Origin of the sequence: Brevundimonas sp. C43, from assembly GCF_030732185.1 — a bacterium.
Taxonomy (GTDB): domain Bacteria; phylum Pseudomonadota; class Alphaproteobacteria; order Caulobacterales; family Caulobacteraceae; genus Brevundimonas; species Brevundimonas diminuta_C.
Genome location: NZ_CP132231.1, coordinates 2,173,767 through 2,200,411 on the forward strand (window position 1 = coordinate 2,173,767; position 26,645 = coordinate 2,200,411).

A 26,645-nucleotide genomic window follows, 5' to 3' on the forward strand; every position below is an offset into this window, starting at 1 on the left:
CGGCCGGCAGTCTAAGTTCCGTCGCTTCGCGCCTTCTAGTCAACCTTCGGACGCGTGCGGGGCCGCTCGCCGCTCGACGTCCCCTCCCGCCGGGCTGAAACCAGGCACTTACAGCCCCTCATCGGTCTTTTTTGTCGAGACGTCAAAAGGGGACCTTCCGAAGGTCGCAGATGGGTCGCTCTGCGACATTGGTTTCCGGCAGCCATCGCACGCCTCGCCTAGCTCCGCTCCAAAAACCGCAACGCCGTCAAAACGTGCGTCTTCATCCCCAGCGGCAGAACCTTTTCGTTCGGTGAAAACTCCGGCGAATGGTTGGGTGCGGATTGGGCGGGGTCCACGCCGTCGGGACTGGCCCCGAGATGGTAGAAGACGCCGGGGATGACCTGCTGGAAATAGCTGAAGTCCTCGGCCACCGTGGTCGCGGGGGTGGCGGGGTTGACGTTCCCCTTGCCCGCCGCCTCGGTCAGGACCGGGGCCAGCCAGGCGGACAGGGCGGGATCGTTAAACACCAGGGCGGCGTTCTGTTTGACGCCGAACTCGGCGGTGGCGCCGTAGGCCTCGGCCACATGATCAATGGCGGTCTCGGCGCGGGCGACCAGGGCGTCGCGCTGGGCCGTATCGAAGGTGCGCAGGGTGCCTGACAGCGTCGCGCTGTCGGGGATGATGTTGTAGCGGACGCCGGCGTTGATCGTGGCGATGGTGAAGACGGTCGGGGTCGTGGTCGGATCGACCGTGCGCGCGGTCAGGGTGTTGACCGTCTCCACCACCTGACCCGCCACCGCGATCACATCGACGCCGCGCCAGGGCCAGGCGCCGTGCGTCTGCTTGCCCTTCAGGCGGATGTCCACACGGTCGGAGGCGGCCATGAAACCCTCGGGCCGATAGAAGACGCTGCCCGGACGGCCCGGCACGACGTGCAGACCGAAGATGGCCTCAGGCTTGGGATCGTTCAGCGCCCCTTCGGCGATCATCAGGGCCGCCCCGCCCTTGGGCTCTCCCGGAGGCGCGCCCTCCTCGGCCGGCTGGAAGACGAAGACCACCGTGCCGGCGATCCGGTCCTTCATCCCGGCCAGCACCTCGGCCGCGCCCATCAGCATGGCCATATGCATGTCGTGGCCGCAGGCGTGGGCCACAGGCACCGTATTGTCCATATAGGTCCCGGTCGCGCTCGAGGCGAAGTCGAGGCCCGTCGCCTCCTGCACCGGCAGGGCGTCCATGTCGGCGCGCAGGGCGACCGTGCGCCCGGGCCTTGCGCCGCGCAGGATGCCGATCACGCCCGTCTTGCCGACCCCGGTGCGAACCTCCAGCCCCAGCGAGCGCAGATGGTCGGCGATCACGCCGGCCGAGCGGGTCTCGGCGAAGCCCAGTTCGGGATGCTGGTGGAAATCGCGCCGCCAGGCGACGACCTCTGGCATGACGCGCTGGACAGCGGCGTCCACGCTGGCCGTATCGACCTGCGCCTGAGCGGCGCCGGCGGCAAGCAACAGCGCCAGTGTGGAAGCGGCGAACAGTCGGCGCATGTGAAGATCCCATGAAATTTTCAGCCCGACGACAGGTGACGGCGCCGCACCCGCTTGTGCAAGCCGTCGCGAACGCCGATTTCTCTCCGCATGGGTGAGAAGGCCTTCAAGAGCGCAAAGACCGAATGGCGCGACGTCGTTCTGGTCTGCCGCAAATGTTCGAAGAAGCTGGACGGCGGCTTCGGCCCCGGCGGCGATCTGACGCTGAAGAAGGCGTTGCGAAAATATCTGCACCTGAAGAAGGGCAAACAGGGTCGCAAGGGCGAGCTGACGGTCGTCGGCGCCGACTGTTTCGACATCTGCCCAAAGGGCGCCGTCGTCGCCGTCAACACGGCCCAGCCCAAGAAGCTGCTGATCATTCCCGCCGGCGCCGACCTGTTCGAGGTCAAGACGCGGCTGGCGCTGGACGACGGGCGGCGGCTGAAGCGGATCGACGCCGCCGACTGATATCCGGCGCCTTTCTTCCGGCGGCCAGCCGTGTCAGAGCGAAACCATGGATGACACTCGCATCGAAAAACGCGTCGGCGTTCAGGCGACCTCGGACCGCATCTGGGATCTGGTCGCGGACCTTTCCGGCTGGAGCGCCTGGAACCCGATCGACAGGGACGTCGAGGGCGCCATCGCCTATGGCGGCCGCCTGACCATGACCGAGGCGTGGCCCGATATGGCCGAACGCCAGGCGGCGGCCCAGGTGGTGGAGTGGCAACCGCGCGCGCGTCTGGTCTGGGCCGAACGGCGCGGCTTCCTGTTCCAGAGCCTGCGCTATATCCAGATCGAGGAACTGGCGCCCGGCAACTGCATCGTCGCCATCGGCATCCGCTTTTCGGGCATTCGCGGCGAGCTGTTCCATGACAAGCATCGCCCGGCGATCAAGGCGGCGTTCGAAAGCGCCGCCCATGGACTGAAGGCGGCGGCGGAGCGCGCCTAACGCCCGTCCTTCATCATGTCGATGACGTTCAGGATCGCCGGACCCAGGATGACGATGAACAGGACCGGCAGGAAGAACAGGATCATCGGCACGGTCAGTTTGGCCGGCAGGGCCGAGGCCTTCTTCTCGGCGGCGGACAAACGTAGGTCGCGGTTTTCCTTGGCCATAACGCGCAGCGCATTGGCCAGCGGCGTGCCGTAGGTCTCGGCCTGAGTCATGGCGGTTGCGACCGCCTTCACCCCTGGGTGATTAGTCCGCTTTCCAAGGTTCTCATAGGCCAATCGACGGTCAGGCAGATAGGACAACTCAGCCGACAAGAGCGACAACTCCTCGGCCAGATCGATCGACGATGGCCCCATTTCCTGACTAACCTTGGTGATTGCGGCTTCGATCGACATGCCGGCCTCCACGCAGATCAGCATCAGATCCAGCGCGTCCGGGAAAGCCTGCATGATGGAGACGCGACGCTTGTCGATCCGGTTCTTCAGATAAATGTTCGGCGCGTAGAAGCCGGCGACCGCTGCCGCCATGGTCGCCGTCACCTTGTTCATCGTGGGCCAGTCCACGACCTTGAGGACGAACAGATAGAAGGCCACCACGATCATGAAGATGAAAGGCGAGGTAAAGCGGAAGAAGTAGAAGGTTGTTAGCGGTTTGGGTCCACGAAGACCGGCCTGCACCATCCGTTCTGCGATCGTCGGGTCTTCAAGCAGTTTGGTTAGATTCAGCCGATCGACGATCCGCTTCTTGAAGCCTTCGTCCGTGTGCCGCAGCCCCCCCTGCCCAATGGCCATGTTCGCCCGCGATCGGCGTTTCAGGTCGTCACGGCGTTCAGCAACGGCCTTCATCCGTTTATCCAGCGCAACCCCGCCCGTCAGGGACGACAAGAGCGTGATCACGGTGGCGAACACCAGCACGCCCACGCCGATGCTGAGCAGGTTCTGGGCATCAGTGATGAAACGGATGAAGGCTTCCATGACCCCGGCCTCAGAACTTGAATGAGATCATGCGCTTCATCACGAAAACGCCCGTGGCCATCAGCCCGACCGCCATCAGCAGCATAAAGTTGCCGCGGAAATCATTGAACAGCGGCATCATGTAACCAGGAGTTGTGAACATGACCATTGTCATGACCGCTGGCGGCAGGGAGGCGATGATGCCGGCCGAAGCGAGCGCTTCGGACGACAGCGCCTTGATCTTTTCGCCCATCATCCGACGGGCACGAAGCACGGTCGACAGATTGGTGAGCGCCTCGGCCAGGTTGCCGCCGGTCTTCTGCTGGATGGCGATGACGATGGTGAAGAAACGCAGCTCGGACGTCGGCATCCGGCCGTACATCTTCTCCAGCGCCTGCTCCAGGGTCAGGCCGACGCCCAACCCCTCGACCAGTGTCTGAAACTCCGGCCCCAGCGGAGCCGGGCTCTCGCGGGCGATGATCTTGAAACATTCGTGGACCGGCAGGCCCGACTTGATGCCGCGCACGATCACGTCGACGGCGTTGGGGAACTCCAACGAGAACTTCTTCATCCGCGACTTGCCGAGGAAACCCACGATCCAGCGCGGCAGCCCCAGACCGAAGATCAGCGCGATGCCGATGACCACCAGGATCGGCAATCCGAAGATCAGCGCGCCCAGGCCGGTCACCAGCCCGACCACAGCCGAGATGATGTAGAAGGTCGTCACGCTCAGGCTTAGGCCTGCCTGTTTCAGGCGCGACGCCAGGGTCGTGCGCGCCTTGCGCTCTCGCCGGTCGGCATCCTGAAGCTGAAGCAGGATCTGCTTGCGGCGCGCCTCGGGCGTGTTGGCGGCGGCGGCCTTGCGGGCGATCGCGGCGCTCTTCTTGGGTTCGCCCAAGCTTTGCGCGCGCTTGACGGCCTGGGCCGACGAATCGTCTCCGCCGACGAAGACCCAGCCCAGTCCGCCGATGGTGATGAAGGCCAGAACGGCGGCGAGAATCGGAAGCATCGTCCTACTCCGCCGCGTCCAGGGCGTCGGCCAGTTCGCGCTCCAGCCCGTAGTATCGGGCGCGGTCCCAGAAGCGGGGACGGGCGATGCCGGTCGAGCGGTGACGGCCGATGATCTTGCCGTTCTCGTCCTCGCCCGTGATGTCGTAGACGAACAGGTCCTGCGTCACGATCACATCGCCTTCTAGGCCCACGACCTCGGTGATGTGGGTGATGCGGCGCGACCCATCGCGCAGGCGGGCGGCCTGGATGATGACGTCGACCGAGCCGACGATCATCTCGCGGATCGTCTTGGACGGCAGGCCGTAGCCGCCCATGGTGATCATGGACTCCATCCGGCTGATGGCTTCGCGCGGGCTGTTGGCGTGCAGCGTGCCCATCGAGCCGTCGTGGCCCGTGTTCATGGCCTGCAACAGGTCGAACGCCTCGGGTCCGCGCACCTCGCCGACGATGATCCGCTCGGGACGCATCCGCAGGCAGTTCTTGACCAGATCCCGCATGGTGATCGTGCCCTGCCCTTCCAGGTTCGGCGGGCGGGTTTCCAGACGCACGACGTGCGGCTGCTGGAGCTGCAGTTCGGCGGCGTCCTCGCAGGTGATGACCCGCTCGGTCGGGTCGATGAAGGCCGTCAGGGTGTTCAGCAGCGTCGTCTTGCCCGAGCCGGTGCCGCCCGAGATGACCAGATTGCATCGCGACGCGCCGATGACGCCCAACACGCGCGCGCCCTCGGGACTGATGGAGGCGTACTCCACCAGATTCTTCATCGTCAGCTTGTCCTTCTTGAACTTCCGGATCGTCAGCGTTGGGCCGTCGATGGCCAGCGGCGGAGCGATGACGTTGACGCGCGAACCGTCCGGCAAGCGGGCGTCGCAGATGGGGCTCGACTCGTCCACCCGGCGGCCGACCTGGCTCACGATCCGCTGGCAGATGTTCATAAGCTGGGTGTTGTCGCGGAATCGGACGTTGGTCAGCTGGACCTTGCCCGCGACCTCGATGAAGACGCGGCCTGCGCCATTGACCATGATGTCGGCGATGTCGTCGCGGCTCAGCAACGGCTCCAGCGGACCATAGCCCAGGACGTCGTTGACGATGTCCTGAACCAGATGCTCCTGCTCGGCGACCGACATGGAGACGTTCTTGATCGCCACCAGTTCGGCGACGATGTCGCGGATCTCTTCCGACGCCGCCTTCTGGTCCAGATGCGCCAGCTGGGCCAGGTCGATGGTGTTCATCAATGCGTTGAAGATCGTCGTCTTCGTGGCGTGATAGTAGTCGCTCTGTTCGCGGACGATCTCGGCGACCGCCTGAGCCTTCTTCAGCTGCTCGAGACCCGCCGTGGCCTTCGGGCCCGTGCCGGCGACGTTGCCGGTGGGACGCGAGGCCTCAGGGGCCGGCTTGGGCTTGGGACGCGACGCCAGAGCGTCCAGACGATCGGCCGGCGCCGGCTGGGTCGGGGCAGACGCGCGGTCGAAGGCGTCGGCCGCCGGCTCCAGATCGTCGTCGGCATAGGCAAAGGCCGATGCGTTGGTCGACGCCGCCATCGGCGCGGCGGCTGGCTGCATGCTGAACACGGACACAGGTTCGCCGCCGGGCGCGGATGCCGGCGCGGGAGCCGGGGCTAGCCGCAGGGGCGCAGGGGCGGCGCCGGGCTGACCTGTGCGTTTGCCGAACATCCGTCAGCGCTTCTTGAACATATTGGCGAACAGGGATTTCGACGCCCCATCCGCCGGCTTGGCCTTCTCCGCCTTGCCAGCCTTCGCCGGCTTGGCCTTGGGTCCCGCCACCATCGGCAGTTCGCGCCGCGACACGATCTGGGCCAGGGTCTGGAAGGCTTCGGCCGACTTGGTCTTGGCGCCGGCGTCCAGGATCATCTGGCCGTTGTTGGCGGCCGCGCCAAAGGTCTTGGCGTCGAACGGAATGATCAGGCTGGGATGCACGCCGAGCGCCGCGCCGAAGTCCTTGGCCGGAATCTCCGGGCGACCCGGCACGCCGACCTGGTTCAGCACCAGGCGCGGCGGCGCGTCATTGGGGCGGCCCTGGCGGATCAGGTCGATCATGTTCTTGGCGTTGCGCAGGGACGCCAGGTCCGGCGTGGCCACGACCACCACCTCGTCGGCGCTGATCAGGGTGCGGCGCATCCACGGCGACCACAGGTGCGGAAGGTCCAGCACGACGAAGGGGGCCGTGGCGCGGATCTGGTTGGTGACCTCCTCGAACGCCTCGGTCGAGATGTCCCAGTCCGTATCGAGGCTGGCGGGCGCCGCAAACAGGCTTAGCTTGTCGGTGCAGCGGACCATCATCCGGTCCAGCAGCGTCGAATCCAGCCGGTCGGGCTGGCCCAGGGCGTCGGCGACGCCGTTCAGCGGGTCCTGGTTGAAGTCCAGGCCGGCGGTGCCGAACGGTAGGTCGTAATCGACGATCACCGTATTGGCGCCGATCCGCTCGGAGATCGCATAGGCGGTGTTGTGCGCCACGGCCGAGGCTCCCGCCCCGCCCCGCGCGCCGACGAAGGCGATGGTGCGCCCGACGAAGGGCTGGGCCGGATCGTTGAACAGGCCGCCAATAGCCGCGATCAGCTGCAGCGGCTGTAACGGCGCGACCAGATATTCACTGACCCCGCGCCGCATCAGCTCGCGGAACAGAATGATGTCGTTGGTCGCGCCGATCACCACGACCTTCGTGCCGGCGTCGCACACCTCGGCCAGCTGATCGACTTCCCACAGCAAAGTCTGAGGGTCTTTCAGGCACTCGACGATGATCAGCGGAGGCGTCGGCTCATGCTGATAGGTCTCGACGGCCGCAAGCACGCCGCCGATGCGGATTTGGGTCGTGGCGCGCGACAGGCGCCGGTCTTGGGCCGCTCGCTCAGCCGAGGCGAGTGTGTCCTGGCGTTCGGCGAAGACATGGATGGCGATGCGCGGCACCGAGACTTCGCCGATGTTGCTGGCGGGGGCCAGACCGGTGAAGGCCAGACCCGTGTCCATCAGACTGGCCTGCGCCTGGGCGACCACGTCACCGACCGGATTGAAGCCGGCGGCGTCGGGCGCATAGGCTGGGGCGGCCGGGACAGGCGCCAAGGGCGCAGCATGAGGCGGCGATTGGGGCTGAGGCGCCGCCCCGGCCGGCATCGCCGACGCCGCGGGCGTGAACTGAAGCGGGCTGCGCGGCGCGGCGACGTCGTCAACCGGGGGCGCGAATTCCATATCGACATCGAACGCGTCGTCGAAGCTGTCGAACTCGCGAGGGGCGGGGGCTGTGCTCATGGGTCAGTTCACCGCGCGGGACACGGCGGTATCCCGGATCAGGTCTTCGCGCTCGGCCGATGTCGGCTTGCCTCCGCGATAGGCATCGAACACTACGGTGCGGCGCCCGGCGTCCGCCGGCGTCATGGCGCGTGGGCGCTGGATATCGCGAGGATCTTCGATCTGGGCCGCCAGATTGGCCGTCACGGCGCATCCGAAGTTCGATGCCGACTGATTGTCGCCTGTCCGGCTCAGATTGCCCCAGTTCGCGCCGCACCGTGGCACCGCCGCACGGATCGTTTGATAGCCCACGACCACAGGAGCGCGCGGATCCGGCGCGGCGTAGCTGACAAGCGTGATCCGGTCCGGCGATACGCCATAGGCTGCCAGGGCCGATTGAACGTCATAGGCGGTCTTCAGCGCCACCGCATCGTTTCCGGCCGGGGCTTCGATCACCATCGGCACGGCATCGACGTAGCGATAGCGTCTGACCAACTCCTGCAGCGCGCCATTCTGCGCCGGGGAAAGGCCGCTGTCGTGAACCGCGAGCGCGATCCGGTCCAGATCAGGCTCGACCTGAAGCTGATAGCGCGATGTCGGCGTCAGCGGCGGCTCGCCGCCCAGGCTGGCGGGGCCGCCGACGCAGGCGCCCAGCGCCAGGGCCGTGGTCGTCAGAAGCGTGGCAATCAGGGTGCGAGTCATGGATGTGCTCACTCGATCACATAGCCCACTGAACCCGCCGGGGGCGCATTCGGCAGCCCGTAGACCTGGTTCAACTGGCCAAAGAGAATGGTCTGGCTGTCCTCGGCGATCCGCAGGCCGTCCGCTGGCGTTTGCATCCGATCGGGCGACGTCGGGCTGACGATATAGGGCTCGACGATGACGACCAGTTCGGTCTCGCCCATGAGGTAGTCGCGCGAGCGGAACAGCGATCCCAGCACCGGCAGGTTCGTGACGCCAGGAAGAGAGTCCACCGTCTGGCGGCTGTTTTCCTGAAGCAGGCCTGCGATCATCATCGATCCGCCCGAGGGAATTTCGATCGTGTTCTCGCTGCGGCGAACCGTCAGACCCGGCAGGGTGATCGACGAAGGCGTCCCCGCGCCAATCGTCAGGCCGCCTTGCGACGACAGTTCGGACACCTCGACCTTGACCTGCAGGCTGATGCGCCCCCCGGACAGAACCACCGGGCGGAAAGACAGGCCAACCCCATAGGGTTTATACTGGACGGTGATCTGACCCTGCGAGTCGCGGCTGGCCGGCACAGGGAACTCGCCCCCGGCCAGGAAGCTGGCGGCTTCGCCGTTGACGGAAGTAAGGTTTGGCTCGGCCAGGGTGCGCAGCAGGCCCACACGCTCGAACGCCTTGAGGGTAGCCTCGCCCTTGTTCAGGCCATCCGATCCAGGCCCCGTGCCGGGTTGAGCGGTATCCCAGTTCACAGAATCCTCCGGGCCTCTGACCGTGAACGGGCACAGGGCTCCGGGCTGCCAGCCCGCTCCAACGCATGGACGCTGCATCTGATAGTTTTTCGTCGTGTCTATCGACGTTCCGGCGCTGATGCCGCCTAGCAGGGCGCCGTTGACGCCCCAGGTCGCCGCATTGCCCAAGAGCCACTGTGCATCACCCAACTGCCCCAGCACCGCCGAGGTATTGAAGCCCAGTTGCTTGATGACATTGCGCTGCACCTCGACCACACGCACCTTCAAGGTCACCTGATCCGAGCCCGGCACGGTAATCAGGTTCAGAACCTTTTCCGGCGCCGAAACGAAGGCGGCGGCGATGCGGCTGGCTTGAGTCGATTGGGCCGGATTTTCGGCGACGCCGCTCAGGATGATGCTGTCGTTGACGGCCTCGGCCCTAACGCCGCCCCCTGGGATCATGCGATCCAGAGTGTCCTGGAGCGCGCTGGTGCCGGCGTCCACCCGAACCCGCAGGCTCAGGATGGTGCGGCCGGCTGCGTCCAAGAAGACGGCGTCGGTCTCACCCGGCGCGATGCCGATGACGGTGATGCGGCGCGGCGAGTGCAGCATGGCCTCGGCCACCTGCGGATTGGACACGATGACATCGCGAGCGTCGGCGGGCAGATCCACCGCGAACGAGGTGCCGCGCGGCAGATTGATCAGACGCTGCGCCGCACCCGTCGATACGGCGGCGCGGGTCTGGGCGACGCCGGCCGGGGCGGCCAAGGTGGCGAGCAGGGCGCAGGCGGCTGCGGCGGCGGCCTTGCGCATCGTGGATCGGCGCATCGGTTGGGTCCTCATGGCACGGCCACCACTTCGGGCGCGCCGCCGCGATAGATGCGCACGGCCTGGGGTTGGGAAACGGCTGCAACGGGGCGGCGCGTGGCGCCGGACGGTCCGGCGGTGTCGGCATAGGATCGCAGCGACAGCGACAGTTCGCCCTCGGACTTGGCCTGGGCGAGCAGAACCGAGTCTTGCGGCCGGACTTCCAGGGTCGCGGTGGCGCCCACCACGGCCTGGGCGTCGTCGCCGACGCGGGTCGCCTGGTCGATGGCCAGGACCTTGATGTTCTGCAGCACGACGCCCGAGGCGAACTTGGACTTGGTCGCGCCCTCGACGGCGCCGTCGCGATTGGTTTCGGCGGTCAGCACCACATCGACGCGGTCGCCCGGCAGGATGAACCCGCCGGCGGCGGATTCCACCGTCACGGCGATGGCCATCGCCCGCATGCCCGGCTCCAGATAGGCGGCCAGATAGCCGCTGTCGCCGGCCCGCACGATCTTGCGCGACACGATCGGCTCGCCGGCCAGAATGGGTTCGCGGACCACCGAGCCGATATAGTCGGACTTGGCGCCGGTCGTGGCCAGCTCCGTCGCCGCCTTTGTCACGCGGTTCACGGCGTCCGTCGCCTTCTCTGCCGCGCTTTCCGCAGCGGGCTTGGCCGGAACCGGGGTAGAGCCGTCGGTGATGAAGACGGGATTCACTTCATCGACGGGCCAATCTTTCCATTCCAGGTCAGCCTCCACCAGACGCTTGCCGGGTTCCAGGTCCTTGGCGGCGACCAGAACCTTGGCCATCGGACGGACTTCAACGGGCGCGGCGGCGGCGGGTGCAGCGGGTTCGTTTGACGACGACCCCATGGCCCGGACCACCAGGGCCAGACCGATTGCCGAGACGGCGGCGATACAGATGACGACGATGCGGGCGGGCTTCATCCAGGATGTCTCCAGCAGGCGCTATGTTTCGGATTCATCCCCCGACGCCTACCGTTAACGATCATGGGCCTTGCGGGTTAACGCTTCCTAAGCGCCGCGAACGCCGGTCAACGGGGTGTCAGCGACCCGAGGCGAAGGTCAGCAGCAGCCCGCTCTCGGGCAGGGCCAGCAGGGCGCCGATGGCGATGGCGACGCCGTAAGGAATATCGCCCTTGGGCTGCATCAGATTGATGACCCAGCCCTGCGACACCGACGGGGCGACCATCGGAAAATACTGACGCGCGGTCATCAGCAGCAGGCAGAAGGCGCCGCCCGCAATGCCGGTGTAGATCAAGAAGGGCGCGACGCCGCTCATCCCCATCCACAGACAGCTCGCGGCCAGCAGCTTGGCGTCGCCGCCACCGATCCAGCCGGCGGCGAACATGCCCATGCCGACCAGCAAGGCCGCGAACCCGATGCCGACATGGATGGCGACATCCATCGGCGCGGCGCCGATCAGAAAGGCGATGGGGAAGAAGGCTCCGATCAGGGCCAGCGAGATCCAATTCGGGATCTTCATGGTGATCAGGTCGTGCAGACCGCCGACGATGACCAGGGCCGGAAAGACGCCGAGCAGGGTGAGCAGCAGGATATCCATGACCGGCATCTTGTTCGACAGGACTTAAGGTTGGGTTTCCACAACGCAAAAAGGGCCGGGACTTGCGTCCCGGCCCTCGCAATGTCGCAGTATTCGCTGTTATGCAGCGTTGTTTGCGGCGTCCAGCTTGGTCGAAACCTTCGTAAAGGTGTTCTTCAGGCTGCCGCTCATGGTGCCAAGGACGGTGATCAGGGCGACGGCGATCAGAGCAGCGATCAGGCCGTATTCGATGGCGGTGGCGCCCGATTCGTCTTTGGCGAAGCGCGAGATGAACTTGGTCATGGGTTGTTCCTTTTTCAAATGGTCTAGCGAGCAACTTGGCGGGGGGAGCCGGTAGCCCGCTTGACCCCCAAACGCAGGATCAAAATGCACGAGGCCCGTTAAATCTGAGTCACGAGGTTTGGTTACGCGCAGATTTACCAAAGAAAATTCTCATACCTGCGCTTCAGCCTTTGTTGAGGATCACGGCTGCATCATGCGCGCGTTCGCGTTCACACGCGCCACTATCAAGAGCCGCCGATGTCTCGCATCCCGTCCTTCCTGATCGCCGCCGCCCTCATCGTCGCTCCCGTCGTCGCCAGCGCCCAGGACGGCGCGCTGAATGTCGAGATCGATCGCTCGACGCGTGTCCAGCTTCGCGGGGCCGCCGCCTCTATCATTGTCGGTAACTCTCAGATCGCCGATGTGTCACTGGTGGACGCAAACACCATGTTCATCGTCGGCAAGGGTTATGGCGTCACCGAGGTGGTCGCTGTCGACGGCGTGGGCCGCACCCTGTTTAAACGCGAAATCGTAGTGACCGGCGGCTCGACCGGTTCGGTTCGAGTCTGGCGGGGCGCCCAGGCGACCGAAATGGCCTGCGGCGCCTCCTGCACGCCCAGCGTCCGATCCTCATCCTCGTCGGCCGCCGCCGCTTCGACCGCGCCCTGACTTCTGTCATGCCGGCCTGGAGATCATCGACATCGCATCCGGCGCGCTCGAAGCGCAAACGCGAAGGCGCGGCTGCGGTCGAGTTCGCCATGGTCGCCATTCCCTTCTTCCTCATGATCTTTTCGATCTTGGAACTGGGCGTCGTCTTCATTCTGGATTCCGTTCTGGAAACGGCGACGATGGAGAGCGGTCGCCTGATCCGAACGGGACAGGCCGAGGCGAAGGGGTTCGATAAGGCGGCGTTCAAGACCGAACTTTGCAATCGCATGATCCTGTTCAAGAACGATTGCACCAGCCGCGCCACCGTCGATGTGCGGGTCATCCCGGCGTTCTCGAAGCCGGACACCACCGATCCGGTTGCGAATGGCGGACTGGACGACACCAAAACTATCTACAATGGCGGCAAACCAGGAAACATCGTTCTGGTGCGTGTCTGGTATGTCCATCCCCTCGCCACACCCTTCGTTAGCCAAGCCGTGTCGCGTGTTGGCACCGGCAAAGTTTTGCTGACGGCTGCCACTGCTTTCCAGAACGAGCCGTGGAATGCGTCCTAAACCCAGCAGGCAGTTTGGCTGGCGTATGCTAGCGCTCGATACCCGCGGTGTCGCTGCAACCGAATTCGCCTTCCTCGCCCCGATCCTGATCATCATGTATTTCAGCATGGTCGAATACTGTCAGGCCTATATGGCGTTAAAACGTACTGACCACGTCGCGGCGATGGTCGCCGATCTGACATCGCAGAATGACAGGATTACTAAGGCCCAGATGGGTGACGTCTTCGCCATCGGCAATGTAATTATGTCGCCCTTTGCTGCAACGACCCTGAGGCAGAGGGTGAGCAGCGTCACCCGCGTAGACACCAACAGCTACCGGGTCGATTGGAGCATTGGGGATGGGATTACGACCAAGTTGACAGTGGCGGAGGCGAAGATCCCCGCCGACATGCTGGCCGCCAACGAGTCGGTCATCATCGCCGAGGCCAACTACGATTTCGACTCGCCCTTCGATCAAATCGCGCCCTCAGCCACTCGCTTCAAGCGAATGGCCTATTTGCGTCCTCGCACCACAGATTTGATCGTCTGCACTGACTGCTAGGCTCAGACGCCGAGCAGCGCCTGTAGCATCGCTGAAATCTTGACGTCCGTTTCCGCCTCTTCGGCGGCCGGATCGCTGTCCGCGACGATGCCGGCCCCGGCGAGGGTGCGATAGTTCCAGACGCCGTCTTTCCGTTCGAAACCGGCGGTTCGGATCAAGACCGATGCGGTCAGGGCGCCGCCGTCCGCGATCAGGAACAACGACCCGCACCAGGGACCGCGCGGCGGTTCGTGCGCGGCGATCACCTTCATCGCCTGATGTTTGGGCGCGCCGGTGATCGAGCCTGGCGGGAAGGTCGCTTCCAGCAGCTCGGCCGGCCCCACCGCTGTCTTGGCCTCCCCCGTCACGGTCGAGACCAGATGATGCACCGTCGGGTGGTGCTCGACTTCGAACAGCGTCTCCACCTGGACCGAGCCGGGCCGTGAGACGCGCGCCAGATCGTTGCGCATCAGATCCACGATCATCAGGTTTTCCGCTCGATCCTTGAGGCTGGCCCGAAGCTCGCTCGCCAGGGCCTGGTCCTGATCGGGGTCGCTCGCACGCGCGCGCGTGCCCTTGATCGGGCGCGCCTCGATGTGGCGGCTGGCGGGATCGAAGGCGAGAAACAGTTCGGGGGAGTTCGACACCAGCACCCGATCCCCGACCCGCCAATAGGCCCCGAACGGCGACGCCCGCTCCTTTTGCAGTCGCAGGAACACCTCGAACGGATTGCGGCCGGGACTCAGCTTTCCGGACCAGGCCCGGGCGAGATTGGCCTGGAACAGCTCCCCCGCCCCGATGCGCTCCACCACATCCGCGACCGCGTCGCGGTAGGCGCTTGCCGGCGCCTCGGCCTCAAACTGGTCGGCCGGCGCGGATGGGGTCACGACCCGCGCGGCCGTCGCCAGCCAGGTCAGGGCCCGCTCGGCCGCCGCTGTGGCCTTCTCCGCCGTCGCGCCTCTTCCCGTGGCGAACACCGAGCGCTCAAGATGATCGAAGCTCAGCATGGCGGGATAGCGGGCCAGCATCAGGTCGGGCCAGATCGTCTCGCGCGGTCCGGTGGCCGGCCGGGCGCCGGCGTCATAGGCGGCCAGACCGACGACCCCGGTGGCAAACAGCGGATCCCGCAGCGCCTCGAACGGCGCGGCGTCATCCACCGGGCCGACCCGGACCACGTCCGGCGCCTGGGCGACGTGGGACCACCGGCCGCCCGGCCCGCCGCCCGACAGCAGGGCCAAGGCGCCGTCATCGCCGCCGAGACCCGCCGCCACCGCGACCGGATCGATCCAGGGCGCGGCGCGCGTGACGGTGTGGCTGAAAACCTCGCTCACGCGGTCAGCCGCTCCAAAATCCGGTCGCGACGCGCCGTATCGACGCCCAGCGCCTCTTTCAGATAGGCGTCCACCGAGCCGTGCCGCGCCTCGACCTCGGCGAAGGCGACCTCCAGATAGGCGGCCTCGACACCCAGGAAGGCGACGATCGCGTCGTCCGACGCGACCCGACCCGTCATCCTGTGCAACTGTTTGGCGATGCCGGGCGCCCGGCCCGCCAGATCGACGGCGGTGTTGGTCAGCAGATAGTCCTCGACCATGTCGTCGCGCGACACGCCCAGCAGATGGTGGGTCAGGGCGGCGAGAAACCCCGTCCGGTCCTTGCCCGCCGCGCAGTGGATCACCACGGGCCGGTCTTGATCCGCCAGCGCCTGAAAATAGCGGCCGAACACATCCTGATGCGACGAGTCGAACGGAAGGCTGCGATAGGTCTGGGTCATGAAGCGCCGGCCGGAGTCCGGCGTTAGGTCGGCGGTCTTCAGAAAGGTGAGGTGCGGCGCCTCGGCCCCGTCGTCCACGCCGCCCTCAATGACCTCCCCGCTGAAGCCTTCAGGCCGGCGCGACGGCTGATCGCGGCGCTCGCCGGGTCGGCGCAGATCGACCACGGCCCCGATGTCCAGCGCCCTCAGCCGCTCCAGATCCGCCTCGCTGGCCCGCGCGTGGTGGGCCGAACGCAGCAGACGGCCGGGCTTTACGCGCCGCCCGGCCGCCGTGGCGTAGTCGCCATAGTCCCGAAAGTTGTCGATGGCCTCGAAGGCGTGAAGGCGGTCGGTCATGACCGCGCTTCTAGCCTATGTTCACCGCTCTGGCAGCAGGCCCGCCATCGCATCCAGATAGGCGACGAAGGCGTCGCGTCCCTGATCAGTCAGACTGGCCTCAGTCAGCGGCTTGCGCCCGTTGAAACTCTTGGAGACGGCGACGAACCCCGCTTCTTCCAGCTTTCGCAGATGGACCGACAGATTGCCGTCCGTGGTCTGCAACCGGGTCTTCAGGGTGGTGAAGTCCGCCGATCCGGCCCCGGACAGATAGGCCATGATCCCCAGCCGGATGCGCCCGTGAATGACGTCGTCGATCCGGCTGATGTCGAAGTCGTCGGCCATGCTCAGACCACCTCCGATGGTTCCTGACGCATCAAGACGATGCCCGGGACCAGGGCCACCGCCAACAGGATCACGGCGAAGACCGGATAGATCGTGGCGCTGCCCATGAACCAGGCGACGGCGACCGCGCCGACGTAGGAAGCCAAGGCCGTGTAGGACATCCAGCGCGTCCGTGTCATCGCCGCGCCGATCATCCAGGCCGAACCATAGGCGACCAGAACCACCGTCGGCATCACCGCCATCCAGGACCACTGGCCGGTCTTGAAGGACAGAGCGACGAGCGCCAGCCAGGTGACGAAGATCCCGTAGCCCACGCCCTCCCAAGCCGCGCCGACCGCCTTGTTTCCGGCGGAGTTGACGCCGGGCTTGGTCTTGATGCGGCCGATCAGGACAGTCAGGGCGACGGCGAACACGACCGCTGCGACGATCCACACCCACAGCTGGGACCAGGGATTGAGCTGCACGAGGCCGGATTGGATGGCCCATTGGACCAGACTGGTCATTCCGAACACGATGCCGGCCGTCACGAGGATCGGGCCGGCTAGAAGCGGCGCATGCCGCCCTTCGTGGGCCAGGCTGCGCATATAGGCGATGTCGTCCTGAATGGCTTGGGTCTCGCGGGTCATGATGCTCTCCTCCTCGAACCGTTGAGGCAGCATCGCTCATTCTCTTTGTTTTGTAAAGTTCTTTCTTTTTAGGCCGCGTTGCGTATGAAAAAAGGGCGAAGCCTTCGGCTCCGCCCCTCGTTCGACTTGGCGTCTTTAGCCTATAGTCGCGGCGCGCCGCGTCCACGCAGTCCGCCGGCCACCAGGGCGATGACGAACAGGATAATGGCCACGACGGCGACGAACTTGGCGATCTCGAACGAGAAGTTCGCAATGCCGCCGAAGCCGAGAACGGCCGCGACGAGGGCCACGACGAGGAAGATAATTGCCCAGCGCATCATGGGTTTAGCTCTCCTGAGTTGATGTTGCCGTCGGCGACCCGGGAGCCGTTCGTCGGTCTGCATCATCAACGCCAGGGTCGCCCGGCCGTTCCATCGCCTATCGACGGCGACGCCGCGAATAGCCGCCCTGATCCATCTTGCGATCCGCGACCATGCTGGCGACGATCGCCGCCAAGGCCGGGTTGCGCAGCAGCAGGAAGGCCGCGCCCAAACCGCCCACGGCGCCCACGACCGGACGCTCGCGCACGATGTGGATGATCTTGCCCAGCAGGCCTTCGGGCTCGTCCTCTTCGTCCGCCTCGTCGTGCTTGTCGCCCTTCAGAAAGACCAGCGCCACGATCAGGGCGACCAGGGCGAACAGACCGAACGTCACGGCCGCCGCGCCGAGCGGCGTCAGCGTCAGGCTGAGCGCATAGAAGATGGCCACGCCCAGAAACACGACGGCCAGAAACACGCTGGCGGCGACGACGGCCGTCGCCACCAGCTTTTTGACGATGCTCTTGAACATCAGCGGCGGCGGCCGGCCAGAAGCATGCCCAGGATGACGCCGACGCCGAGCGCCACGGCGGTCGATTGCAGCGGACGCTCCTGCACGCGTTCGACGACATAGCGTTGCGCCTCGTCGAAGCGTTCGGCGGCGTCGTCGTAATATTCGCGACCCTTCACGCGGGCCTCGTCATAATAGCTGCGGGCCTGCTCGCGGACTTCGTCGCTCTTGGCGCGCAGCTTGGCTTCGGCCTCGGCGGCCTTGTCGCGCAGGCGTTGGGTCTCTTCGCGGGCGCCGGTCTTCAGATCCTCCTTGAGGGTCTTCAGGTCGGCCTTGATGTCTTCTCGGGCCTTGGTGGTGGCCATGGTGCGCGCTCCGTTGAAAGCTTGGCGGTAGAATAGAGAACCCCGTGTTGCAACGCCACATGCGCAACGAGGTTCCTTTAGTTGGGTCGGGCGTGCGCCTCTCGCCACGGGCTTTTCGCCGCACTAGAACGGTGACCATGACCCAATGGCTGTTCGCGCCCCGCCCCGCCCCGTCCTTGCCGATCGTCGGATCGGACCAGCGGTTCCCCGTTCGCCGCATCCTGTGCGTGGGCCAGAACTACGCCGCCCATGCGCGCGAAATGGGATCGGACCCCGACAAGCAGACGCCCTTCTTCTTCACCAAGCCGGGCGACGCCATCGTCTCGGACGGCGCTAATCCATCCTATCCGTCGGCGACCGCGAACCTGCACTACGAGGCCGAACTGGTCGCCGCGATCGGGCCGAGTGAGGACGGCGGAGTCGCTATTGTCGGCTGGGCCGTCGGCTGCGACCTGACCCGCCGTGATCTTCAGGCCGAGGCCAAGAAGGCGGGCCGCCCCTGGGACGCCGCCAAGGGATTCGATCAGTCCGCGCCCTGCGGCCCCATCACCCTGGGCGCCCTGCCGTCGCCCGACGGCGCCATCCGCCTCAGCGTCAATGACGAAACCAGACAGGACAGTGTCCTGAACGACATGATCCTGAACCCCGACCGGATCGTCGCGGCCGCCGCCGCCCTGTGGTCGCTGCAAGCCGGCGATCTGATCTTCACCGGCACCCCGTCCGGCGTCGGTCCGGTCAAGCCGGGCGACCGCGTCGTCGTGACCATCGAAGGGCTTGAGACGCTCAGCTTCGAGATCCAGCCATGATCCTGCACGGCTATTGGCGCTCGGGCGCCAGCTACCGCGTTCGCATCGCCCTGAACCTGAAGGGGATCACCTACGACAACGCCGCTCACGACCTGCGCAAGGGCGAACAGAAGACGCCCGACTATGTGGCGTTGAACCCGCAGGGCATGGTTCCCGCGCTTCAGGACGGCGACCTGATCCTGACCCAGAGCCCGGCCATTCTGGAATGGCTGGAGGAAACCCACCCCGAACCGGCCCTGCTGCCGAAGGGGGCGAACGACCGGGCGACCGTGCGCGCCATGGCCGCGCTGATCGGCTGCGACATTCATCCGCTCAACAATCTGCGCGTGTTGAAGGCCATCCGGTCTGAGTTCAACGCCGATCAGGCCGCCGTAGACGCCTGGGCCGCAGGATGGATCGCGCCGGGCTTCGACGCGCTGGAGGCGCTGGTCGCGCGTCACGGCGCCGGCTGGAGCTTCGGCGACGCCCCGACCCTGGTCGATTGCTATCTGATTCCACAGATGTATTCGGCACGACGCTTCAACATGGTCCTGTCGCCCTGGCCGCGCCTGCTGGCGGTCGAACAGATTGCCATGGCCCACCCCGCTTTCGCCTCGGCCCACCCGGACTTGCAGCCGGACGCCGACGCCTGATTTTCGCCTCAGTGCGCATATCAGCGGTGGATAAGTAGGGTTCGCTTAAGGTCTCGCTCAGCGTCCCTTAAGCATTGGCGATCATAGTGTCGGGCGTGTCGTATTCCCCCGCCACACCTTCGGCGTCGTCGCCCATCCATCGCCTGGCCCTCGCCGTGGTGACCGAGCCCGAGCGCGCGCCCGGCGCCTTCATGAGCGCGCCCTCCGGCGCCCGCGAAGAAGCCATGCGTTTCCTGCTGCAAACCGGGGCCGACGCCGGGGTCAAACTGATCGCCACCCGGCCCGAGGGCGACGGCGAACGCCTGCTGGGTCAGGCCTGGCCCTTCCCCTCGCCTTTCCAGGTCACGGTCCGCACCGTTGCGCTCAACGAAGGTCTGGACCGGGTCGAGGCCCGCGCTCGCCGTTCGCTGGAGCGGATGGGCCTGCCGCGCGGCGATGTTCTGCTGATTTCCAACGCCGCCGATCTGGCCGGCGCCGAGGGCCGCGCCCTGTGGGACCGGGCCCGCAGCTTGAAGGATCGCGGCCTGTTCCGCCGCATTGGCTTCTGCGCCACGATTGAGGACGGGCCTGCGCTTCTGGCCCGTCGCCTGGAAGCCGATGTGGTCCAGGTGCCGTGCAGTCTGCTGGACCAGCGCGCGGCGCAGGACGGCGTGCTGGAAGCCATCGCCGACACGGGCGCCTCGGTCCACCTGTCTTCGGTCTTCGCCGGCGGCCTGCTGTTTGCGGGCGGCGACGATCTGCCCGCCGAACTGGCCAGTCATGCCCAGGCCTTGTCGCGCACGCGCCGGCGTCTGGCCGAGCAGCGCTGCGATCCGATGCAGGCGGCTCTGGGTTACGCCCTGGCCCTTCCCGGCGTCGACAAGGTCGTGGCCAGCGTCGCCTCCGCCGCCGAACTGCGCGCCATCCTGGCCGCCGCCCACGCCCCCTGTCCCAATCTGGACTGGGCGGCTTTGGCGCTCGAGGCGCCGGCGGCCTTCACCGCCGACGCCCGCGCCCGGATCAGTAGCGCAGCCTGATCCCGACATAGCCGGACCGTCCCGGCTCGCCGTATCCGAACACCTGCTGATAGTGTTCGTCGCCCAGGTTCTCGATCCGCGCCGTCAGGGTGACCTGATCGGTCAGTTCATAGGCCGCGTTCAGATTGGCGGTGACGAAGCCGTCGCGCGCCACGGTCGAGAAGCCGCCGCTGTCGTCCTGATCGCCTTCCGCCCGCACCGTCAGGGCGCCGGACAGACGGTCGCCCGTCCAGCCCAGGGTCGCCGAACCCGCGTGTTCCGGCACGCGCAGCAGGCGCGCGCCTGTCGTGCGGTCCGTCGCGTCGGTCCAGGCATAGGCCAGGGTCAGGTCGAACCCGCCGCCCAGAAGGGCGCGGCCTTCCAGCTCGAACCCGTCCGAACGCGTCTTGGCGACGTTGATGTAGCGACCGGCCGAATAGGTGATCTGGTGCTCGACGTTCAGGCGATAAAGGGTCGCCCGCCCGTCGAACCGACCGTCGGCCGAGGCCCAGCCCAGGGCGATCTCGACGCTGTCGGCCGTTTCCGGCTTTAAGTCGGACCGAGGCGCAAAGCAGAAGTCGCAGACCGCCTGGCTGACCGTCGGCGACTTGAAGCCCGTGCCGTAGGCGCCCGACAGGATGAAGCCGCCGGCCAGATCATAGGCCGCCGACACCCGCCCCGTCGTCTTGGAGCCGAAATCGTCGGTGTCGTCATAACGCAGTCCGCCGGTCAGGTTCAGCGCGCCGACATCGTATTGGGCCACGCCGAACACCGAGGTGATCGACAGGTCGCGCGACAGGCCCGACGACAGGGCCGCCGAGGCCTCGTTCCGCTCCACGCCGAACGCATAGTCGATGTCCTGCGCCTGGCCGTTCGCCTGCCAGCGATAGGCCTGACGGTCGCCGGTGAAGGTCGAGCCGAAGCCGCCGCTGACCGAGCTGCGATCCAGATCCGACGCCGAAACGCTGAACTGATGCGTCAGGCCGAACGCCTTGGCCGTCACCCGGCCGAAGCCCGACCACTGCTCGCCTTCCTGGGTGTCGTCGGTGTCGGCCAGCGCATAGTTCGGCGCCGGGAACCCGTCGATATCGGCCTTGGATTTGTTCCAGCGCACCGATCCATCGACCTTGACCGCATCGGACAGGACATAGCGGCCCTTGGCGCCGAGCGTCGTGCTGCGGAACCCGTCGGCCTCGGTGTTGCCGTCCGCCTCGTCCGCCGCCGAAATCCCGTCAGTGTCGAACCGTGAGGCATAGGCGCTGAAGGCGTAGGTCTCGTTGGCAACCCCGGCCGACAAGCGGCCGCGCACGGTGTCGAAGCTGCCGGCCTCGGCTTCGGCGCGCAGGCCGTCGATTTCTTGCGTCGTGAAGGAGATCACCCCGCCGATGGCGTCGGATCCCCACAACGACGACTGCGGGCCGCTCAGCACTTCGATCCGCGCGATATCGGCCAGTTCGAAGCTGGAGAAGTCATAGGCGCCGTTCGGCTCTGCCGCATCGTTGACCGGCGCGCCGTCGACCAGAACCAGGGTCTTACCCGGCGTCGCACCGCGCATCCGCACCTGGGCCACGCCGCCGAAAGCGCCCGAACGCGTCACCGACAGACCCGGCACATCGGCCAGGATGTCGGCGGCGAAGATCGCGCCGCGCTGTTCGATGGTCTTGCCGTCGATGACGCGGGCGCCGGGCGTGTCGGCGACAATGGCCGGGATGCGGGTGGCGGTGACGATCACCTCGTCCAGCTGGGTCGCGTCCTCGGCAAAGGCAGGCGCGGCGAAGGCGGCCGCAATCGCCGCCGTCGAAAGAAGAATGGAACGCTTCATTGAGCGATACCCCGTGTTCGGTCCCGCGAGTGCGCGCGAGAGACCGCCATGAGCGAACCGACCCGCCAGACCGCTTGAGGGTCTGGACGGCGCAAGATCGGGTCGCTTCCACGGAGAAACCGCGCTGCTGTCTGGTCCCGGACAGGAGCGAGCGACGTCGGCGGCCAGGTCTCCTGGCTTGCGGGTCGTAAACCGCCATCCTCGCCTTCCCAGTCACCCAGTGGCGCCGGGATCGAAACCCCGGACGGACGACGCTCTCGCCGCCTACAGTTGCGGGCACAGCCACGGCGTCACACCGTGTTCCCTTAACCGCCTGAAGCGGCCTATCGCAGGGCCGACAAGCCTGTGCAAGAGCCGGTTAACGGCCTTGAGCCGCCGGGCGCGATCCGTCACCCTGTGGCCACATGAACGAGCCCGTCTCCCACCCCCCTGAAATCGCCGCCTCGCTGGAAGGCGCGACGCCGTTCATGGCGCAATATCTGACAGCCAAGGCGGGCCAGCCGGACGCCATCCTGTTCTTCCGCATGGGCGACTTCTACGAGCTGTTCTTCAAGGACGCTGAGGTCGCGGCTGCGGCGCTCGGCATCACCCTGACCAAGCGGGGCAAGCATCAGGGCGAGGACATTCCGATGGCCGGCGTGCCGGTCCATGCGATGGAGGGCTATCTCGCGCGGCTGATCCGCATCGGCCACAAGGTCGCCATCTGCGAACAGCTGGAAGACCCCGCCGAGGCCAAGAAGCGCGGCGGAAAGGCCGTGGTGCATCGCGGCGTGGTCCGGGTCGTCACCCCCGGCACCCTGACCGAAGACAGCCTGCTGGACGCGCGCGGCGCCAACCGTCTGGCGGCGGTCGCGGTGCGTAAAGGTCGGGCGGCCGTCGCCGTGGTCGAACTGTCGTCCGGTGCGGTCGACAGCGTCGCCTGCGCCATCGAAGATCTGGGCGCGGCGCTGGCCGCCTTCCGGCCGTCCGAAGTCCTGGTCACCGACCGGATGTATTCGGACGAAGCCACCCGCGACGCGCTGGACGGCTCAGGCGGCGTGGTCCAGGCGCTGGCCAGCGCCATCGCCGAACCGCAGGCCGCGCGGGCGCGGGTCGAACGCCTGTACGGCGTCTCGGCGCTCGACGGCTTCGGCGCCTTCGAGGAGGCCGAGGTCTCGGCGCTGGGTCTGATCGCCGCCTATCTGGAGACGACCCAGGCCGGCAAGGTCCCTGCCCTGGCCCCGCCGCGCCGTCTGGGCGAAAGCGGCTTTCTGGCCATCGACCCGGCGACCCGCGCCAGCCTTGAGATCGACCGCACCCAGCGCGGCGAGCGCGAGGGCAGCCTGCTGGCCTGCATCGACCGCACCGTCACCTCGGGCGGCGCCCGGGCCCTGGCCGAACGCATCGCCCGGCCCCTGCGCGATCCTTTGGCCATCAACGAACAGCTCGACGCCGTCGAATGGCTCTTGGAGCGCCGCGACCTGCGTCGCGACCTGCGCGATGCGCTGAAGGCCTCGTCCGACATCGCCCGCGCCGTCGGGCGATTGGCGCTGGGTCGGGGCGGCCCACGCGATCTGGCCGCCGTGCGCACCGGCCTGTCGATCGCCGAGGGCGTCGCTGGCTTGTTCGTGGGTCAGGTCGATCCCCTGACCGGCCAGCCGCGCCGCATCGCCTCGGCGCTGGACCGCCTGACCCTGTCGCCAGACGTCTCGCGGCTGAAGGCCGACCTGATCGACGGCCTGGTGGACGAGCCGTCCCATCTGGCGCGCGACGGCGGCTATGTGCGCCCCGACTATCGCCCCGAACTGGACGCCGCCCGCACCCTGCGCGACGACAGCCGCCGCGTCGTCGCCGATCTTGAGGCCCGCGCCGTCGCCGAGTCCGGCGTGCCGTTCAAGATCAAGCACAACGCCGTCCTGGGCTATTTCCTCGAAACCAGCGCCAAGGCCGCCGAATCCTTGCTCCGCGCCGGGCCCGACAGCCCCTTCATCCACCGCCAGACCCTGGCGGCCCAGGTTCGCTTCACCACCGTCGAACTGTCGGAGCTGGACGCCAAGATCAGCCAGGCCGGCCACCGCGCCCTGGCCATCGAAGGCGAGACCTTCGAGGGCTGGCGACGCGAGGCCGCCCGCCTGGCCCAGCCGCTGCAGGCCGTCGCCGAGGCGCTCGCCGAACTGGACGCCCACGCCGCCCTCGCCGAATGGGCCCAGGAAGTTGGGGCGACCCGCCCGATCGTGGACGACACCCTGACCTTCTGCGTCGAGGCCGGCCGCCACCCGGTGGTCGAGGCGGCGGTCAAGGCGGGCGGCGATCCCTACACCCCCAACAACGCCCGGCTGGACGGGTCGGGTCAGGACGGATCGCGCCTGGCCATCGTCACCGGCCCGAACATGGCGGGTAAATCGACCTTCCTGCGCCAGAACGCGCTTCTGGTGATCCTGGCCCAGGCCGGCGCCTTCGTCCCCGCCCGTTCGATGCAGCTGGGCGTGGTGGACCGGCTGTTCAGCCGCGTCGGCGCCGGCGACGACCTGGCCCGCGGCCGCTCCACCTTCATGATGGAGATGGTCGAGACCGCCGCCATCCTGACCCAGGCCACGCCGCACAGTTTCGTCGTTCTGGACGAGATCGGGCGCGGCACCGCCACCTACGACGGCTTGGCCATCGCCTGGGCCACGGCCGAGGCCCTGCACGAGACCAACCGGGCGCGCACCCTGTTCGCCACCCATTATCACGAGCTGGCCCAGCTGGAGACGCGGCTGGACCACGTCTGCAACCTGTCCATGGTCGCGCGCGAGTGGAACGGCGAACTGGTCTTCCTGCACGAGGCGGCGCCCGGCGCGGCCGATCGCTCCTACGGCGTCCAGGTCGCGAAACTGGCCGGCGTGCCCGGCTCCGTCGTCGCCCGCGCCCGCTCGGTGCTGAACCGGCTGGAAGGCGAAAAGGCCGCCGCCGCCCGCCTGGACGACCTCCCCCTGTTCGCCGTCGCCGAGCCCGAACCGATGCGCGGCCCCTCTCCCGTGGAACTGGCCCTTCGCGACGTCGACCCCGACGAATTGACCCCCCGCGAGGCGCTGGAGGCGCTCTATCGGCTGAAGGGCCTGGCCTGATGTGACGAAGGCCCGGACGTCGCCGTCCGGGCCTTGCTTGAAGTGTCGATCCGTTTCGGATCAGGCCTGCATCATCCAGCCTTCGACATCCATCGCCGCCTGACGGACGGCTTCCGAACGGGTCGGGTGAGCGTGGCAGGTGCGGGCGATGTCCTCCGACGCGCCGCCGAAGCTCATGGTGATGGCGGCCTCGTGGATCATCTCGCCGGCCTGCGGGCCCATGATGTGGACGCCCAGCACCTTGTCGGTCGCGGCGTCGGCCAGAACCTTCACGAAGCCGTCGGTCTCGTGATTGATCTTGGCGCGGCTGTTGGCGGTGAAGGGGAATTTGCCCTTCTTGTACTGAACGCCGGCCGCCTTCAGCTGGTCCTCAGTCTGACCGACCCAGGCCACTTCGGGGAAGGTGTATACGACGCTGGGCACCAGCGCATAATCGACGTGGCCATATTTGCCGGCGATGGTGTCGATCACGGCGACGGCGTCCTCTTCCGCCTTGTGCGCCAGCATCGGACCATGGGTCACGTCGCCGATCACCCATACGCCGTCCGCGACCTTGAAATGGTCATGGTCGATGAAGCCGCGCTTGTCCGGCGTCACGCCGACGCTCTCCAGACCCAGACCGTCCGTATACGGACGACGGCCGATGGCGACCAGCACAACGTCGCCCTTGATCGTCTCGGCGGCGCCGCCGGCCGACGGCTCGACGGTCAGTTCCACCCCGTCCTTGCCCGACTTGGCGCCGGTGACCTTGGCGCCCAGTTTGAAGCTCATGCCCTGTTTGGTCAGGGTGCGTTGGAAGGCGGTGGCGACCTCGGTGTCCATGCCGGGCGTGATCCGGTCCAGGAACTCCACCACCGTGACCTCGGCGCCCAGACGGCGCCAGACCGAACCCAACTCCAGACCGATGATGCCCGCGCCGACCACGATCAGCTTCTTGGGCACGGCCGGCAGCGACAGGGCGCCGGTGGAATCGATGACCTTGCCGTCTTCAAAGGCGACGCCGGGCAGCGGGGTCGGCTCCGAGCCGGTGGCGATGACGATGTTCTTGGCGTCCAGCGTCTGGACCGAACCGTCGGCGGCCGTCACCTCGACCCTACCCTTACCGACGATCTTGCCCTTGCCCTTGATCCAGTCGGCCTTGTTCTTCTTGAACAGGAACTCGATCCCCTTGGTCAGGGCCGTGACGCTGTCGTCCTTGGCCTTGTGCATCTGGTCCAGGTGCAGCTTGGGCTGGACCTCGATGCCGATCTTGGCGAATTCGGTGTTGGCGGCGTTCCACAGTTCCGACGCATGCAGCAGGGCCTTGGACGGCATGCAGCCGACGTTCAGGCAGGTCCCGCCCAGCGTCGAACGCATCTCAACGCAGGCGACCTTCAGGCCCAGCTGGCCCGCCCGGATCGCGGCGTTATAGCCGCCAGGGCCTCCGCCGATGATGACGACGTCGTAGGCGGCGGTGGCTTCGGCCATGGTATCCTCTGGTCTTCTGGCGCGCGGAGAAAGGCGCGCGGACACTAGCGCCGACCCCGCACGGGTCAACCGCTGGAGCCCATATGGGACCGCGTTTCGACCAATTGGAGAGGCGGATACCACGAAAAAGGGCCGGACGTC

General features: G+C 66.8%; 28 protein-coding genes and 1 riboswitch. Of the genes, 9 read left to right on the forward strand and 19 right to left on the reverse strand.

Annotated elements, in window-relative coordinates:
* Window positions 1-218: 218 nt before the first annotated feature.
* Window positions 219-1,520, reverse strand: coding sequence for an amidohydrolase (locus Q9R14_RS11000; protein ID WP_306002409.1), 1,302 nt, complete (start codon window positions 1,518-1,520; stop codon window positions 219-221).
* 90 nt (window positions 1,521-1,610) lie between these two features.
* Between Q9R14_RS11000 and Q9R14_RS11005 the strand changes: the two genes are divergently transcribed.
* Window positions 1,611-1,967 carry a hypothetical protein gene (locus Q9R14_RS11005; protein WP_153922879.1) on the forward strand — a complete coding sequence of 119 codons (357 nt, stop codon included), beginning with the start codon at window positions 1,611-1,613 and terminating at the stop codon, window positions 1,965-1,967.
* Between the two features lie 46 nt (window positions 1,968-2,013).
* Window positions 2,014-2,448 carry an SRPBCC domain-containing protein gene (locus Q9R14_RS11010; protein ID WP_306002410.1) on the forward strand — a complete coding sequence of 145 codons (435 nt, stop codon included), beginning with the start codon at window positions 2,014-2,016 and terminating at the stop codon, window positions 2,446-2,448.
* Here the strand turns inward: Q9R14_RS11010 and Q9R14_RS11015 are convergent.
* The 9 genes from Q9R14_RS11015 to Q9R14_RS11055 all read right to left on the reverse strand — a co-directional run bounded on the left by Q9R14_RS11015 (window position 2,445) and on the right by Q9R14_RS11055 (window position 11,745).
* Window positions 2,445-3,425, reverse strand: a complete 981-nt coding sequence (locus tag Q9R14_RS11015) for a type II secretion system F family protein (RefSeq protein ID WP_306002411.1) — start codon at window positions 3,423-3,425, stop codon at window positions 2,445-2,447. The genes Q9R14_RS11010 and Q9R14_RS11015 overlap by 4 nt on opposite strands.
* 10 nt (window positions 3,426-3,435) lie before the next feature.
* Window positions 3,436-4,413 (reverse strand): type II secretion system F family protein, encoded by a 978-nt coding sequence (locus Q9R14_RS11020; RefSeq protein ID WP_306002412.1) that lies wholly within the window; start codon window positions 4,411-4,413, stop codon window positions 3,436-3,438.
* 4 nt (window positions 4,414-4,417) lie between these two features.
* Window positions 4,418-6,085 carry a CpaF family protein gene (locus tag Q9R14_RS11025; RefSeq protein WP_306002413.1) on the reverse strand — a complete coding sequence of 556 codons (1,668 nt, stop codon included), beginning with the start codon at window positions 6,083-6,085 and terminating at the stop codon, window positions 4,418-4,420.
* A gap of 3 nt (window positions 6,086-6,088) precedes the next feature.
* Complete coding sequence (locus Q9R14_RS11030; protein ID WP_306002414.1) at window positions 6,089-7,675, reverse strand: cellulose synthase operon protein YhjQ/BcsQ; 1,587 nt, start codon at window positions 7,673-7,675, stop codon at window positions 6,089-6,091.
* 3 nt (window positions 7,676-7,678) lie between these two features.
* Window positions 7,679-8,356 (reverse strand): CpaD family pilus assembly protein, encoded by a 678-nt coding sequence (locus Q9R14_RS11035; protein ID WP_306002415.1) that lies wholly within the window; start codon window positions 8,354-8,356, stop codon window positions 7,679-7,681.
* An 8-nt stretch (window positions 8,357-8,364) separates the two neighbouring features.
* A complete protein-coding gene (locus tag Q9R14_RS11040) occupies window positions 8,365-9,897 on the reverse strand; it encodes a type II and III secretion system protein family protein (RefSeq protein WP_306002416.1) in 1,533 nt (510 codons plus the stop codon).
* A gap of 11 nt (window positions 9,898-9,908) precedes the next feature.
* Window positions 9,909-10,826, reverse strand: coding sequence for a Flp pilus assembly protein CpaB (gene cpaB / locus Q9R14_RS11045; RefSeq protein WP_185225269.1), 918 nt, complete (start codon window positions 10,824-10,826; stop codon window positions 9,909-9,911).
* A 118-nt stretch (window positions 10,827-10,944) separates the two neighbouring features.
* Window positions 10,945-11,463 (reverse strand): prepilin peptidase, encoded by a 519-nt coding sequence (locus Q9R14_RS11050; RefSeq protein ID WP_039244111.1) that lies wholly within the window; start codon window positions 11,461-11,463, stop codon window positions 10,945-10,947.
* A 99-nt stretch (window positions 11,464-11,562) separates the two neighbouring features.
* Window positions 11,563-11,745 (reverse strand): Flp family type IVb pilin, encoded by a 183-nt coding sequence (locus Q9R14_RS11055; protein ID WP_045810664.1) that lies wholly within the window; start codon window positions 11,743-11,745, stop codon window positions 11,563-11,565.
* A 237-nt stretch (window positions 11,746-11,982) separates the two neighbouring features.
* Here Q9R14_RS11055 and Q9R14_RS11060 point away from each other — a divergent pair, with 237 nt between their 5' ends.
* From Q9R14_RS11060 to Q9R14_RS11070, 3 genes are read left to right on the forward strand one after another with little or no spacing between them, the layout of a single operon-like run.
* Window positions 11,983-12,393 carry a pilus assembly protein N-terminal domain-containing protein gene (locus Q9R14_RS11060; RefSeq protein WP_306002417.1) on the forward strand — a complete coding sequence of 137 codons (411 nt, stop codon included), beginning with the start codon at window positions 11,983-11,985 and terminating at the stop codon, window positions 12,391-12,393.
* Window positions 12,394-12,401: 8 nt separating this feature from the next.
* Window positions 12,402-12,947, forward strand: a complete 546-nt coding sequence (locus Q9R14_RS11065; RefSeq protein WP_045810666.1) for a TadE/TadG family type IV pilus assembly protein — start codon at window positions 12,402-12,404, stop codon at window positions 12,945-12,947.
* Window positions 12,937-13,488: a pilus assembly protein gene (locus tag Q9R14_RS11070; RefSeq protein WP_306002419.1), complete on the forward strand. Its 552-nt coding sequence runs from the start codon at window positions 12,937-12,939 to the stop codon at window positions 13,486-13,488. The genes Q9R14_RS11065 and Q9R14_RS11070 overlap by 11 nt, the downstream gene beginning before the upstream one ends.
* A 2-nt stretch (window positions 13,489-13,490) precedes the next feature.
* Here the strand turns inward: Q9R14_RS11070 and Q9R14_RS11075 are convergent, their stop codons facing one another.
* The 7 genes from Q9R14_RS11075 to Q9R14_RS11105 form a co-directional block, all read right to left on the reverse strand.
* A complete protein-coding gene (locus Q9R14_RS11075) occupies window positions 13,491-14,798 on the reverse strand; it encodes an anthranilate synthase component I family protein (protein WP_306002420.1) in 1,308 nt (435 codons plus the stop codon).
* Window positions 14,795-15,574, reverse strand: coding sequence for a tyrosine-protein phosphatase (locus tag Q9R14_RS11080; RefSeq protein WP_306002421.1), 780 nt, complete (start codon window positions 15,572-15,574; stop codon window positions 14,795-14,797). Before Q9R14_RS11080 ends, Q9R14_RS11075 begins: the two co-directional genes overlap by 4 nt.
* Window positions 15,575-15,595: 21 nt before the next feature.
* Window positions 15,596-15,898, reverse strand: coding sequence for a transcriptional regulator (locus Q9R14_RS11085; RefSeq protein ID WP_039243973.1), 303 nt, complete (start codon window positions 15,896-15,898; stop codon window positions 15,596-15,598).
* Window positions 15,899-15,900: 2 nt separating this feature from the next.
* Entirely contained in the window at window positions 15,901-16,524 is a 624-nt protein-coding gene (locus Q9R14_RS11090) for a hypothetical protein (RefSeq protein ID WP_306002422.1), read from the reverse strand.
* Between the two features lie 140 nt (window positions 16,525-16,664).
* A complete protein-coding gene (locus tag Q9R14_RS11095; protein WP_039243970.1) occupies window positions 16,665-16,844 on the reverse strand; it encodes a DUF1328 domain-containing protein in 180 nt (59 codons plus the stop codon).
* Window positions 16,845-16,941: 97 nt separating this feature from the next.
* Window positions 16,942-17,352: a hypothetical protein gene (locus Q9R14_RS11100; RefSeq protein WP_242077850.1), complete on the reverse strand. Its 411-nt coding sequence runs from the start codon at window positions 17,350-17,352 to the stop codon at window positions 16,942-16,944.
* Complete coding sequence (locus Q9R14_RS11105; RefSeq protein WP_017506144.1) at window positions 17,352-17,696, reverse strand: YqjD family protein; 345 nt, start codon at window positions 17,694-17,696, stop codon at window positions 17,352-17,354. The genes Q9R14_RS11100 and Q9R14_RS11105 overlap by 1 nt, the downstream gene beginning before the upstream one ends.
* A gap of 137 nt (window positions 17,697-17,833) precedes the next feature.
* Here Q9R14_RS11105 and Q9R14_RS11110 point away from each other — a divergent pair, with 137 nt between their 5' ends.
* The 3 genes from Q9R14_RS11110 to Q9R14_RS11120 all read left to right on the forward strand — a co-directional run bounded on the left by Q9R14_RS11110 (window position 17,834) and on the right by Q9R14_RS11120 (window position 20,150).
* Window positions 17,834-18,502, forward strand: a complete 669-nt coding sequence (locus tag Q9R14_RS11110) for a fumarylacetoacetate hydrolase family protein (protein WP_306002423.1) — start codon at window positions 17,834-17,836, stop codon at window positions 18,500-18,502.
* On the forward strand, window positions 18,499-19,134 hold the full coding sequence (gene maiA, locus Q9R14_RS11115; RefSeq protein ID WP_306002424.1) for a maleylacetoacetate isomerase: 636 nt from the start codon (window positions 18,499-18,501) through the stop codon (window positions 19,132-19,134). Before Q9R14_RS11110 ends, maiA begins: the two co-directional genes overlap by 4 nt.
* Before the next feature lie 95 nt (window positions 19,135-19,229).
* Entirely contained in the window at window positions 19,230-20,150 is a 921-nt protein-coding gene (locus Q9R14_RS11120; protein ID WP_306002425.1) for an aldo/keto reductase, read from the forward strand.
* Here the strand turns inward: Q9R14_RS11120 and Q9R14_RS11125 are convergent.
* Complete coding sequence (locus Q9R14_RS11125; protein WP_306002426.1) at window positions 20,134-21,951, reverse strand: TonB-dependent siderophore receptor; 1,818 nt, start codon at window positions 21,949-21,951, stop codon at window positions 20,134-20,136. The genes Q9R14_RS11120 and Q9R14_RS11125 overlap by 17 nt on opposite strands.
* 144 nt (window positions 21,952-22,095) lie before the next feature.
* Window positions 22,096-22,305, reverse strand: a riboswitch (cobalamin riboswitch).
* Between the two features lie 50 nt (window positions 22,306-22,355).
* Here Q9R14_RS11125 and mutS point away from each other — a divergent pair.
* Entirely contained in the window at window positions 22,356-25,037 is a 2,682-nt protein-coding gene (gene mutS / locus Q9R14_RS11130; protein WP_306002427.1) for a DNA mismatch repair protein MutS, read from the forward strand.
* Between the two features lie 60 nt (window positions 25,038-25,097).
* Here the strand turns inward: mutS and lpdA are convergent, their stop codons facing one another.
* The gene (lpdA, locus tag Q9R14_RS11135) at window positions 25,098-26,504 is read right to left on the reverse strand and encodes a dihydrolipoyl dehydrogenase (RefSeq protein ID WP_306002428.1); all 1,407 of its coding nucleotides are present in this window, start codon (window positions 26,502-26,504) and stop codon (window positions 25,098-25,100) included.
* Between the last annotated feature and the right edge of the window lie 141 nt (window positions 26,505-26,645).